The 12,066-nt window shown below is 66.7% G+C and carries 11 protein-coding genes; 9 read left to right on the forward strand and 2 right to left on the reverse strand.

Translation table 11 applies throughout. The features are described 5' to 3' along the window. Positions 1–135: 135 nt before the first annotated feature. The 4 genes from AACL56_RS04940 (at position 136) to hprK (ending at position 4,750) form a co-directional block, all read left to right on the forward strand. Positions 136–2,286 carry an ATP-dependent helicase gene (locus AACL56_RS04940; RefSeq protein ID WP_339088717.1) on the forward strand — a complete coding sequence of 717 codons (2,151 nt, stop codon included), beginning with the start codon at positions 136–138 and terminating at the stop codon, positions 2,284–2,286. A gap of 364 nt (positions 2,287–2,650) precedes the next feature. Continuing rightward, the gene (gene hpf / locus AACL56_RS04945) at positions 2,651–2,980 is read left to right on the forward strand and encodes a ribosome hibernation-promoting factor, HPF/YfiA family (protein ID WP_081270768.1); all 330 of its coding nucleotides are present in this window, start codon (positions 2,651–2,653) and stop codon (positions 2,978–2,980) included. Between the two features lie 197 nt (positions 2,981–3,177). Then, complete coding sequence (locus AACL56_RS04950) at positions 3,178–3,645, forward strand: PTS sugar transporter subunit IIA (RefSeq protein WP_339088718.1); 468 nt, start codon at positions 3,178–3,180, stop codon at positions 3,643–3,645. Positions 3,646–3,790: 145 nt separating this feature from the next. Continuing rightward, positions 3,791–4,750: an HPr(Ser) kinase/phosphatase gene (gene hprK, locus AACL56_RS04955; protein ID WP_126748815.1), complete on the forward strand. Its 960-nt coding sequence runs from the start codon at positions 3,791–3,793 to the stop codon at positions 4,748–4,750. Positions 4,751–4,849: 99 nt separating this feature from the next. On the opposite strand, the gene fur is transcribed toward hprK, so the two are convergent. Next, the gene (gene fur / locus AACL56_RS04960) at positions 4,850–5,269 is read right to left on the reverse strand and encodes a ferric iron uptake transcriptional regulator (RefSeq protein WP_339088719.1); all 420 of its coding nucleotides are present in this window, start codon (positions 5,267–5,269) and stop codon (positions 4,850–4,852) included. 89 nt (positions 5,270–5,358) lie between these two features. On the opposite strand from fur, the gene AACL56_RS04965 reads away from it, so the two are divergent. From AACL56_RS04965 to AACL56_RS04985, 5 genes are all read left to right on the forward strand, one after another. Continuing rightward, positions 5,359–5,919 carry an outer membrane protein assembly factor BamE gene (locus tag AACL56_RS04965; protein WP_339088720.1) on the forward strand — a complete coding sequence of 187 codons (561 nt, stop codon included), beginning with the start codon at positions 5,359–5,361 and terminating at the stop codon, positions 5,917–5,919. A gap of 98 nt (positions 5,920–6,017) precedes the next feature. Beyond that, positions 6,018–6,860, forward strand: coding sequence for a 4-hydroxy-tetrahydrodipicolinate reductase (gene dapB, locus AACL56_RS04970; RefSeq protein WP_425336985.1), 843 nt, complete (start codon positions 6,018–6,020; stop codon positions 6,858–6,860). A 40-nt stretch (positions 6,861–6,900) separates the two neighbouring features. Continuing rightward, positions 6,901–7,596: a MotA/TolQ/ExbB proton channel family protein gene (locus AACL56_RS04975; protein ID WP_339088721.1), complete on the forward strand. Its 696-nt coding sequence runs from the start codon at positions 6,901–6,903 to the stop codon at positions 7,594–7,596. Positions 7,597–7,612: 16 nt separating this feature from the next. Continuing rightward, positions 7,613–8,086, forward strand: a complete 474-nt coding sequence (locus AACL56_RS04980) for an ExbD/TolR family protein (protein ID WP_339088722.1) — start codon at positions 7,613–7,615, stop codon at positions 8,084–8,086. A 73-nt stretch (positions 8,087–8,159) separates the two neighbouring features. After that, positions 8,160–9,430, forward strand: a protein-coding gene (locus AACL56_RS04985; protein ID WP_339088234.1) for an IS3 family transposase whose coding sequence is annotated in 2 segments (ribosomal slippage) — positions 8,160–8,519 and positions 8,522–9,430 — 1,269 coding nt in all. Because the reading frame shifts where the segments join, the coding sequence is not laid out codon by codon here. Between the two features lie 112 nt (positions 9,431–9,542). On the opposite strand, the gene AACL56_RS04990 is transcribed toward AACL56_RS04985, so the two are convergent. Continuing rightward, the gene (locus AACL56_RS04990) at positions 9,543–12,026 is read right to left on the reverse strand and encodes a glycogen/starch/alpha-glucan phosphorylase (RefSeq protein ID WP_339088723.1); all 2,484 of its coding nucleotides are present in this window, start codon (positions 12,024–12,026) and stop codon (positions 9,543–9,545) included. Positions 12,027–12,066: the final 40 nt, after the last annotated feature.

Genomic DNA, 12,066 nt, shown 5'->3' on the forward strand with positions numbered 1-12,066 from the left:
AAGGGAGTTGAAAGCTGCCGAGACGGGGCGGTTTCCATGGGAAGAGTCTCCGGTTGCAGCGAGGCGCGATTATGTCACCGGCCACATGTCGGCATGGTGGCGGAACTGGACGGGCATACAGTAAAGTCGCAACCCATGCAGACCGCTGCGCGCTCCACTTCCCCCGCTCCTCTTGCCCGTCCCGCCGCGCCGAAAACCCAGTCGGAGCGCCTCGCCGCTGCGCTGGCCACGCTCAACGAAGCGCAGCGCGCGGCGGTCGAGCACGGCGTGGGCAACGCGCTCGGCGACGCCGCTGCAGCGCAGGACGATCGTCCGCTGCTCGTCATTGCCGGGGCCGGTTCGGGCAAGACCAGCACGCTGGCGCACCGGGTGGCACATCTCATCGCGGGCGGTGTCGATCCGCAGCGCCTGCTGCTGCTGACCTTCTCGCGCCGGGCCGCGCAGGAAATGGAGCGCCGCGCCGGCCAGGTGCTGGCCAGGGTGCTGGGGCTGAAGGCCGAGGCGCCGCCGGCGCTGCCGTGGGCCGGCACCTTCCATGGCATCGGCGCGCGGCTGCTGCGCGAGTACGCGGCGCAGATCGGGCTCGACGAGAGCTTCACGATCCACGACCGCGGCGACGCCGAAGACCTGATGGGGCTGGTGCGGCATGAGCTGGGCCTGTCGTCCACCGTGAACCGCTTTCCGCGCAAGGGCACCTGCCTGTCGATCTACTCGCGTTGCGTCAACACGCGCGCGCCGCTGGGGCAGGTGCTGAAGGAGGCCTTTCCCTGGTGCGACGAGTGGGAGGCCGAACTCAGGAAACTTTTCGGCGCCTACGTCGAGGCCAAGCAGCAGCAGAACGTGCTCGACTACGACGACCTGCTGCTCTACTGGGCCGAAATGGCCGCCGAGCCGGCGCTGGCCGCGCAGATCGGCGCGCGCTTCGACCATGTGCTGGTCGACGAATACCAGGACACCAACAAGCTGCAGGCCTCGATCCTGCTGGCGCTCAAGCCCGACGGCCGCGGGGTGACGGTGGTGGGCGACGACGCGCAGTCGATCTATTCGTTTCGCGGCGCCACGGTGCGCAACATCCTGGACTTTCCGTCGCAGTTCACGCAGCAGGCGCGCGTGGTCACGCTGGAGCGCAACTACCGCTCGACGCAGCCCATCCTCGACGTGTCGAATCGCGTGATCGCGCACGCGGCCGAGCGGCACGCCAAGACGCTGTGGACCGACAAGCCCTCGGCCGGCAAGCCGCAGCTGGTGCTCGTGCCCGACGAGGCCGGGCAGGCGCGCTGGGTGGCCGACAAGGTGCTCGCGCACCGCGAGGGCGGGCTGGCGCTCAAGTCGCAGGCGGTGCTGTTCCGCACCTCGTCGCACAGCGCCGGGCTCGAGCTGGAACTGGCGCGCCGCAACATCCCGTTCGTCAAGTTCGGCGGGCTGAAGTTTCTCGAAGCCTCGCACGTGAAGGACCTGCTCGCGGTGCTGCGCTTCGCGCAGAACCCGCGCGGGCGCATGGCGGGCTTTCGCGTCACGCAGCTCATTCCGGGCATCGGGCCGGCCACGGGCGCGCGGCTGCTCGACGCCATGGACACGGCCGCCGACCCGGCCGCGGCGGTGCGCGATTTCGTGCCGCCTTCCGCGGCCCGCGCGCAGTGGGCCGACTTCGCTGCGGCTTATGCGGCACTGCGCGAGCCCGCGCTCAAGTGGCCGGCCGATGTCGAGGTGGCGATGAACTGGTACCAGCCGCACCTGGAACGGCTGTACGAAGACACCTCCGGCGTGCGCCGCGCCGACGTGGAACAACTCGCGCGCCTGGCGGCCGGCTACGGCTCGCGGGAGCGCTTCCTCACCGAGCTCACGCTCGACCCGCCCGAGGCCACCAGCGACCGGCCGGGCCCGCCGCTGCTCGACGATGACTACCTGATCCTGTCGACCATCCACTCGGCCAAGGGGCAGGAGTGGAACTCCGTGCACGTGCTCAACGTGGTCGACGGCTGCATGCCGGCCGACGTGGCGCAGGGCGCGCAGGAACTGGAGGAAGAGCGCAGGCTGTTGTACGTGGCGATGACCCGCGCGCGCGACCATTTGCACCTGCTGGTGCCGCAGCGCTTCTACGTCACGCAGCAGGCGGCGCGCGGCGACCGGCACCTGTACGCCAACCGCACGCGTTTCATCGCGGACGGAGACCTTGCAGGCTTCGAGCAGCAGACATGGCCGCCGCCACCGGAGCGCCCGCCCGCAGTGCCGCCGCCGAGCGCGGTGATCGACCTGCGCAACCGGATGCGCGCGGCCTGGCGTTGAGCCCTCGGCTGGCCTCGTCCATCCGCCCATCGCGACTTCAGCCCCTTCGGCCCTTCGGCCGACAGGGTCACCGCGTCTTTCGTGCTGAAACACATGCGTGCATGCGGCCGCTGCGCAGGACTGGTGTGCCTGTCGTGCTATGGATTCGCGAGCGCTTAAAGAGCGGTGCGGAAAGTGCAGGCCGCCCGGGCAACCCTGGTATTGCAATACCGTGACAGCTTGGGCATAGTGAATCGACCGTCTCCCGATTCAACAGAATCCCTTCCGTTTCCCCTTCCCACCCCCTACGTACACAGAGTTCCCCGGCCACGCTTCATTCCGGAGCGGGGTCATTTCCCCAACCGTCAATTCCAGGAGGTCATTCATGAATTTGACGATCAGCGGTCATCACCTCGACGTCACACCTGCCTTGCGCACCTACGTCACGAGCAAGCTGGACCGGATCACCCGCCACTTCGACCAGGTGGTCGACGTCAAGGTGATCCTCACGGTGGAAAAGCAGAAGGAAAAGGAACGCCGCCAAAGGGCGGAGTGCAACATCCACGTCAAGGGCAATGACATGTTCGCGGAGTCGAGCCACGCTGATCTCTACGCTGCAGTCGATGAACTGGTCGACAAGCTCGACCGCCAGGTGGTGCGCCACAAGGATCGCCTGCAGGACCACCATCACGCGGCGCCCAAGCGCCTGATGTAAACAAGAGCCCCGGCTCCTGCCAGGCCGCCTTCGGGCGGCCTTTTGCTTTGTCCGAGTGCGAAGGTAGGGCTTTGGCCAATTTGTCGCACTTACAGAGGGCCGGCGAGGCCTTCGGGCAACATGTAGACAGAAAGTAGATAGAGGGACTGGGGGTTTTTACCAAGCGGGTGCATAATCGCCCCCGCTCTGCACCCACCATGAATCGCCTCGCGTCCATCCTGCCGCCCGCTCAAGTGCTCGTGAGCGTTGACGCCACCAGCAAGAAACGTGCTTTCGAAGAAGCCGGCTTGCTGTTCGAGAGCCTTCACGGCCTGGGCCGTGCCCTCATCACCGACAGCCTGTTCGCGCGCGAGCGCCTCGGCTCCACCGGTCTGGGCCACGGTGTCGCCATTCCGCATGGCCGCATCAAGGGCCTGAAGGCACCGATGGCCGCCGTGTTCCAGCTGGCCAATCCCATCGGCTTCGATGCACCCGACGAGCAACCCGTTGCGTTGCTGATCTTCCTACTGGTGCCCGAAGCGGCCACGCAGAAGCACCTCGAAATCCTCTCTGAAATCGCCGAGCTGCTGAGCGACGCCAGCCTGCGCGAACAGATCAAGTCCAGCACCGACGCGGCCGCCCTGCACGGCCTGATCGCCGGCTGGCAGTCGACGCAGATCGCCTAACCTGTGGCTCGCCCCCAGGCTGCGCGCATTTCGTGTCGCTTCGCCAACCGCCTGCCGGGGGGCAATACCGGTGGCCCGGCAAAGCCGGTTCCACGGTATTCTGCGCAACGCAAAAACCCTGCGCTGAGCGCCATCCATTGAACGCATGAAGCCGACCGTCATCAGCGCCGATGCCATGTTCGAGGAGTTCCGCGGATCGCTCCGCTGGGAATGGCTCGCAGGGCTCGGCGCGTCCGAACGCCAGTTCGATCCCGAGGTCATCAGCCGCGCGCAGTCCGCTGCCGACCTCGTCGGCTATCTCAACTACATCCATCCGTACCGCGTGCAGATCCTGGGCGCCCGCGAGGTGGCTTACCTGACGCGTGGAAGCCAGGAAGACTGCGCCCGGCGCATCGCCCGCATCGTCACGCTCGAGCCGCCGATGCTGGTGCTGGCCGACGGCCAGGCCGCGCCCGACGAGTTGCTGTCGATCTGCGAACGCGCGCAGCTGCCGCTCTTCGCCACGCGGGAATCGTCGGCCTTCGTGATCGACCTGTTGCGCGCCTACCTGTCCAAGCACTTCGCCGAGCGCACCTCGATGCACGGCGTGTTCATGGACATCCTGGGCATGGGCGTGATGATCACGGGCGAGTCGGGGCTCGGAAAGAGCGAACTCGGCCTGGAGCTGATCTCGCGCGGCAATGGCCTCGTGGCCGACGACGCGGTCGACCTCTACCGCATCAACCAGAACACGATCGAGGGCCGCTGCCCCGACCTGCTGTTGAACCTGCTGGAAGTGCGCGGCATCGGCCTGCTGGACATCCGCGCGATCTTCGGCGAGACGGCGGTGCGGCGGAAGATGCGCCTGAAGCTCATCGTGCACCTGGTGCGGCGCGACAGCTTCGAGCGCGACTACGAGCGCATGCCCTCGGCGCCGCTCACGCAGGACGTGCTGGGCATCCCGGTGCGCAAGGTCATCATCCAGGTGGTGGCGGGGCGCAACATCGCCGTGCTGGTGGAGGCGGCGGTGCGCAACTCGATCCTGCAGCTGCGCGGCATCGATACCTATGCCGACTTCGTGGCGCGCCACCACAAGGCAATGGAAAACTCCCGAGACGGGGACTGAGCAGGCCGCGTGAAGGGCGGCTGCCGGCGGGCGGTCACACGGAGGAGCTGCGCTCCCGTCCGGGTCACGCGCAGTGAAGCGAAGCGAAAGGCTGCGCGATCAACGCTTCTTGACGCAGTCTCCACAAAGACCGTACAGCGACATGGCGTGGTCCTGCAGGATCCATCCCTTGTCCTTGGCCACCAGCTGCTGGCGGCGCTCGATCTCGGCGTCGTAGAACTCCTCGACCTTGCCGCACGAGGTGCAGATCAGGTGGTCGTGGTGCGTGCCTTCGTTCAGCTCGTAGACCGCCTTGCCGCTCTCGAAATGGCTGCGTTCGAGGATGCCGGCCTGCTCGAACTGGGTCAGCACGCGGTAGACGGTGGCCAGGCCGATGTCGGAGTGTTCGTTGAGCAGCACGCGGAAGACATCTTCCGCCGTCATGTGCCGCTGGCTGCCGGTCTGGAAGATCTCGAGGATCTTCAGGCGTGGCAATGTGGCCTTGAGGCCGGTATTCTTGAGTTCGTCGATGTTGGCCATGTTGATTCCTGCGCCCTGGGCTGCGGCAAAGGCCCTGAAAAGGGCTGCCGCTACAATGGCCGATCATATCGCTACCCCCTTTTCCTCCCATGCCTGCCATTCTCCAACGCCGTCCCTGGCTGCTGGTCGCCGCCGTGGCCGCCACGCTTTGCCTCGGTGCCTGCAGCGGTTTCAGCGAACGCACGCGTGGCGCGCTGTCGGCCGTGACTCCTTACAAAGTCGAAGTGGTGCAGGGCAATTTCGTGTCGAAGGAACAGGTCGCGGCGCTCAAGCCCGGCATGTCGCGCCAGCAGGTACGTGAAATCCTCGGCACCTCGCTGCTGACCGACGTCTTCCACGCCAACCGCTGGGACTACGTGTTCACCATCCGCCGCCAGGGCGTCGACCCGCAGGAACGCCACCTGACCGTGTTCTTCAACGGCGAGCTCATGGACCGCTTCGAAGGCGACGAGATGCCCAGCGAAGAAGACTTCGTCGCCACGCTCGACACCCGCAAGAAATCAGGCAAGGTGCCGCCGCTCGAGGCCACGGAAGACGAGCTCAAGAAATTCGCGCCTGCCAAGGACGAGAAGAAGGCCGACTCCGCCGACGCACAGGCTTCCCTCCCGCCGCTGCCGGCCGCCTACCCCCCGCTCGAAGCGGCGCGCTGAGCGCATCGGCAGCCACAAGACAGCCGTAGCGGGCGGGGCCCGCCGAGTCAGGCGGTGCTCCGTCCCGTGTTCCCGTGTACCTACATGATTGAATCCGCGTGACTGAATCCACCTCCGCCAGTTCCAGTTCGACCTCCGCGCCGCGCCGCGTCGCCATTGCAGGCGCTTCCGGCCGCATGGGCCACATGCTGATCGAGGCCGTGCGCAACGCGCCGGACTGCCACCTCGCCGGTGCCCTCGACATCGCCGGCAGTCCCGCGCTCGGCACCGATGCGGGCGCCTTCCTCGGCTTCGACAGCGGCGTGCCGATCGTGTCCGACCTGCGCACTGGCCTGAAGAACGCGCAGGTGCTCATCGACTTCACCCGCCCCGAAGGCACGCTCGCCCACCTCGCGGTGTGCCGCGAACTCGGCGTGCAGGCGGTCATCGGCACCACGGGCTTCAGCGACGCGCAGAAGGCCGAGATCGCCGAGATCGCCAAGGACATCGCCATCATGATGGCGCCCAACATGAGCGTGGGCGTCAACGTCACGCTCAAGCTGCTCGAGATGGCGGCCAAGGCCATGTCCACCGGCTACGACATCGAGATCATCGAGGCGCACCACCGCCACAAGGTCGACGCGCCCTCGGGCACCGCGCTCAAGATGGGCGAAGTCATCGCCGACGCGCTGGGCCGCGACCTGAAGGAATGCGCCGTGTACGCCCGCGAAGGCATCACCGGCGAGCGCGACCCCTCCACCATCGGGTTCTCGGCCATCCGTGGCGGCGACATCGTGGGCGACCACACCGTGCTGTTCGCCGGCACGGGCGAGCGCATCGAGATCACCCACAAGTCGTCGAGCCGCACCACCTACGCGCAGGGCAGCCTGCGCGCGGTGCGATTCCTGGCCGCCCAGCGCGCCGGCCTGTTCGACATGTACGACGTGCTGGGTCTTCGCTGAAGACGTGCCCGGCCTGCGCTGAACCGAAGGACCACCGCCGATGAGCGTGCTCGAACTGCTGACCCATGGCGACGGCGTCAGCCGTTCGGTGGCGGCGCTGCTGCTGGCGATGTCGATCGCGAGTTGGGTCATCATCTTCTGGAAGGCCTGGCTGTTGCGCGGCGGCACCCGTGACGTGCTGCGCAGCATCGCTGCGTTCTGGCAGTCGTCCACGCTGGCCGACGCCGAGCAGAAACTCAAGACCTTCGACAGGGCGACGCTCGTGTCGCCCGCGGTCTCGGCCATCCGGCATGTCGCCACGGGCGCGCCCGAAGGCACGCTGGGTGCCGTTGTCGATCGCAACCAGCGCCTGACCCGTGTACTGCGCGACGCACTGCATGGCGCCCTGCGCCGCCTGCAGGCCGGCCAGATCCTGCTGGCCACGGTCGGCGCCACGGCGCCCTTCGTCGGATTGCTGGGCACGGTGTGGGGCATCTACGGCGCGCTGTCGGGCATTGCCGGGCAGACCGGCGGCTTCACCATCGACAAGGTGGCCGGCCCGGTGGGCGAGGCGCTGGTCATGACGGCCTTCGGCCTCGCAGTGGCCATTCCGGCCGTGCTCGCCTACAACGTCTTCGGCCGCGTCATCGGCCGCATCGAGGCCGAGCTCGAAGGCTTCGCGCACGACCTGCTGGGCAGCTTCGGCGCGCCGCCGGCGCCGGCTGAGCCGCCGCCCGCGCGGCCGATGCCGGTCTGAGTAAGGCACAAGCCACATGGCCTTCGGACGCACTTCACTGGGCAGCAGCACCGGAGGCGGCGGGCGCGCCATGGGCGCCGGCGCGCAGCGGCCGCTGTCCGACATCAACGTGACGCCGCTGGTCGACGTCATGCTGGTGCTGCTGGTGATCTTCATCATCACCGCGCCGCTGATGGCCAGTTCGATCAAGCTCGACCTGCCTCAGACCGACGCGGGCCAGCCTAACGAGACGCCCAAGTTCGTCAGCCTGTCGGTCGATGCGTCGGGCAAGGTCTTCCTGAACGACAAGGCCGTGACCGACGAGGAACTGGCGCAGCAACTCGAAAAGGCCGCCGCCGACAGCAAGGACACCGAGGTGCAGCTGCGCGCCGACCAGACCGTGCCCTACGGCAAGGTGGTGGCGCTGATGGGCATCGCGAACAAGGCAGGGCTCAGCCGCATCGGGTTCGTGACCGAGGCGGAGGCTGCGCCGCAGAAGCCACCTCGCTGATCTGACTCTTTTTTCGTGGACTGACCCGTCCTGACCTGGGTTGACACCTTTTCCTCTCAGAAAAGGCAAGTCAATGGAATCAGGCATCAAACGCACGCAGAGCGACTACACGCTGGCTTTTAAGCTGTCGGTGGTCGATCAGGTAGAAAAAGGCGAGCTCACGTACAAGCAGGCCCAGGAGCGCTACGGCATCCAGGGTCGCTCGACGGTGTTGGTGTGGCTGCGCAAGCATGGCCGCCAGAGCTGGGGTTCGGCATCATGTCGGCTTCCCATGCCAGTACCGATCAAGAATTCCGCATCGCCATCCGCTGCGCCGCTGACTCCTGAGCAGAGGATCAAGGCTCTCGAAGTCCAGCTTCGCGAGGCCAATGAGAAGGCTCAGTTGTTCGAGGCCGTGCTCGATGTCCTGAAGAAGGACTATGGGGTGCGTGTCGTAAAAAAGCCTTCGGGCAAGTCCTCTCGCAAAAGCTCGTCCCGGGGCTGAGCGTGTTGAGGGCTTGCCGCCATTGGGGCGTCAGCCGCCAGGCTTACTACCAACAACTGCAGCACCAGCAGCAATGCCGTGCCCGTTCTGACACAGTGATCGAGCTTGTGCGTTCCGTGCGCCTGCGCCAGCCGCGGCTGGGCGCGCGCAAGCTGCACCATCTTCTCAAGCAGCCGCTGCACCAGGCCAACGCGAGCCTGGGGCGCGATGCGTTGCTGGACGTGCTGCGCGAGGCCCACATGCTGGTTCAGCCCAGGCGGGCGTATCACAAGACCACCGACAGCCATCACCGGTTGCGCCGTCATCCCAACCTGCTCAAGCAGGGGCCGGATCAGGTGCGCCCCACCGGCAGCGAGCAGGTCTGGGTGGCTGACATCACCTACCTGCCGACCGATCAAGGATTCGTCTATCTCAGCCTGGTGACGGATGCGTGGTCGCGCAAGATCGTGGGCCATCACGTGCACGACAGCCTGCACACCGAGCAGGTCAGCCGGGCGCTGAAGGTGGCGCTCAAGGGCCGCAAGACTGGGCAAATGCTGGTGCATCACTCGGACAGGGGCATCCAGTACTGCTCGAACGACTATCAGGAAATCCACCGCCGCCACGGCATCGCCTGCTCGATGACGGACGGCTACGACTGCTATCAGAACGCGCTGGCCGAGCGCGTCAACGGGATCTTGAAGATGGAGTTCCTGCTGCACCGGCCTGCCGATCTGACCCAGGCCAGCCGGATGGTCCAGCAGGCCGTGCAGATCTACAACCAAGAGAGACCGCACCTGTCCCTAAAATTGAAAACGCCCGATGAGGTTCATCGGGCGTCCGTTGCCGGCTGGATCAAGCCGGCTGTGTGTCCTTCATAGGTGTCAACCTATGGCAGGACGGGTCAGACACCGCGGAACCGGCTTTGCCGGGCCGCAGGTGTCGCCCCCTGCAAGGGGGTGGGCGGCCACACGAAGTGGGCAAGCCTGGGGGTTAGCCAAGTACTACCGGCTTCGTGTTCCAGATCTCGTGCGCGTACTGCGCGATCGTGCGGTCCGACGAGAACGCGCCCATGCCCGCCACGTTGAGGATCGCCATCTTCATCCATGCATCCGGGTCGCGGTACAGCGCATCGACGTCGGCCTGCCTGGCGACATAGCTCGCGTAGTCGGCGAGCAGCAGGTAGTGGTCGCCCCAGTTCACCAGCGCGTCGTAGATGCCCTGGTAGCGCGCCGGCTCTCCCGGAGAGAACACGCCGTCGCGGATCGCGTCGAGCACGCGCTTGAGTTCGGCGTTGCCCTCGTAGATGTCGCGCGGCTGGTAGCCGCGGGCGCGGATGTCGGCCACCTCGGGCGTGGTGTTGCCGAAGATGAAGATGTTCTCCGCGCCCACGTTCTCGCGCATCTCGACGTTGGCGCCGTCCAGCGTGCCGATGGTCAGCGCGCCGTTGAGCGCGAACTTCATGTTGCCGGTGCCCGAGGCTTCCGTGCCGGCGGTGGAGATCTGCTCCGAAAGGTCGGCGGCCGGCATGATGATCTCGGCCAGGCTCACGCTGTAGTTCGGCAGGAACACCACCTTCAGCAGCTTGCCCACGCGCTCGTCGGCGTTGATGGTGCTCGCCACGTCGTTGATGAGCCGGATCACCAGCTTGGCCATCACGTAAGCCGAGGCGGCCTTGCCCGCGAACACCACCACGCGCGGCACCATGTCGGGCGTGCCGCCCGCCGCATGCGCATCGAGGATGCGGTGGTAGCGCGCCACCACGTGCAGCACGTTGAGCAGCTGCCGCTTGTATTCGTGGATGCGCTTGACCTGCACGTCGAACATCGCGTCGGTGTCGATGTCGATCTTCAGGTGCTGCTCGACCCAGTTCGCCAGCCGCAGCTTGTTCTCGCGCTTGGCGTGCCGGAACGCGCGCACAAAGGCCGGTTGCTCGGCCATCGGCCTGAGCGCCTCGAGCTGCGACAGGTCGCGCCGCCAGCCCTTGCCGATGCGCTGGTCGAGCAGCGACGCCAGCGGCGGGTTAGCCTGCGCCAGCCAGCGGCGCGGCGTGACGCCGTTGGTCTTGTTGTTGAAGCGTTCGGGAAAGATCCTGGCGAAGTCGGCAAAGATCGACTGCTTCATCAGCTCCGAGTGCAGCCCCGACACGCCGTTGACCGAGTGGCTCGCCAGCACCGCCACGTAGGCCATGCGCACGCGGCGCTCGCCGGCCTCGTCGACCAGCGACAGGCGGCGCATCAGCTCGACGTCGTTGCCGGCCTTCTGCGCCACGGTGGCCAGGAATTTCGCGTTGATGTCGTAGATGATCTGCAGGTGGCGCGGCAGGATGCGCCCGAGCATCTCGACCGGCCAGGTCTCCAGCGCCTCGTGCATCAGCGTGTGGTTGGTGTAGCTGAACACCTTCTGCGTGTGCGCCCAGGCTTCGTCCCACGACAGGCCGTGCTCGTCGAGCAGCAGCCGCATCAGCTCGGGCACCGCCAGCACGGGGTGCGTGTCGTTGAGATGGATGCTGACCTTCTCCGACAGGTGCTCGAAGGTCTTGTGGTTGCGTAGGTAGCGGCGCAGCAGGTCCTGCACGCTGGCGCTGCAGAAGAAGTATTCCTGGTGCAGGCGCAGTTCGCGCCCCGACGGCGTGGAGTCGTCGGGATAGAGCACGCGCGACACGTTCTCCGACTGGTTCTTGCTCTCGACCGCGCCCATGTAGTTGCCGCGGTTGAAGGCCGACAGGTCGATCTCCTCGGTGGCGCGCGCCGACCACAGCCGCAGCGTGTTGGTGGCCTGCGTGCCGTAGCCCGGGATGATGGTGTCGTAGGCCACGGCGCGCACGTCGTGCGTGTCGACCCAGTCGGCCGCGCCGTAGGGCGCGTTGGCGCTCTCGCGCTTCTGCACGTGCCCGCCGAAGCGCACGCGGTAGTTCACCTCCGGCCGCTGGAATTCCCAGGGGTTGCCGCGCGTGAGCCAGTAGTCAGGCGTCTCGACCTGCTGGCCGTCGACGATGCGTTGGCGGAACATGCCGTACTCGTAGCGGATGCCGTAGCCCATGCCCGGCACGCCGAGCGTGGCCATCGAGTCGAGGAAGCAGGCTGCCAGCCGGCCGAGGCCGCCGTTGCCCAGGGCCGCATCGGGCTCGCGCTCGGCCAGCGCTTCCATGTCGACGCCGAAGTCGGCCAGCGCCTCGCGCACCGTGTCGTACAGGTCGACCGCGAGCAGCGCGTTGGTGAAGGTGCGCCCGATGAGGAATTCCATCGAGAGGTAGTACACGCGCTTGAGGTCCTGCGCGTAGTTGGCGCGCGTGGTCATCATCCAGCGCTCGACGAGCTGGTCGCGCACCGCCTGCGACGTGGCGTTGAGCCAGTCGTCCTGGCTGGCGGCGACCGGGTCCTTGCCGACCGCGTAGATCAGCTTGTTGGCCACCGCGCGCTTGAAGGCCGCGACGTCGCGGTCGGGATGGTCGTAGGCGAAGTCCTTGATCGTCATGGGTGTGGGTCCGTGGAGGTTGAGGGGGCGCCGTGGCGTT

It is taken from the genome of Variovorax paradoxus, assembly GCF_902712855.1.
GTDB lineage: Bacteria > Pseudomonadota > Gammaproteobacteria > Burkholderiales > Burkholderiaceae_C > Variovorax > Variovorax paradoxus_Q.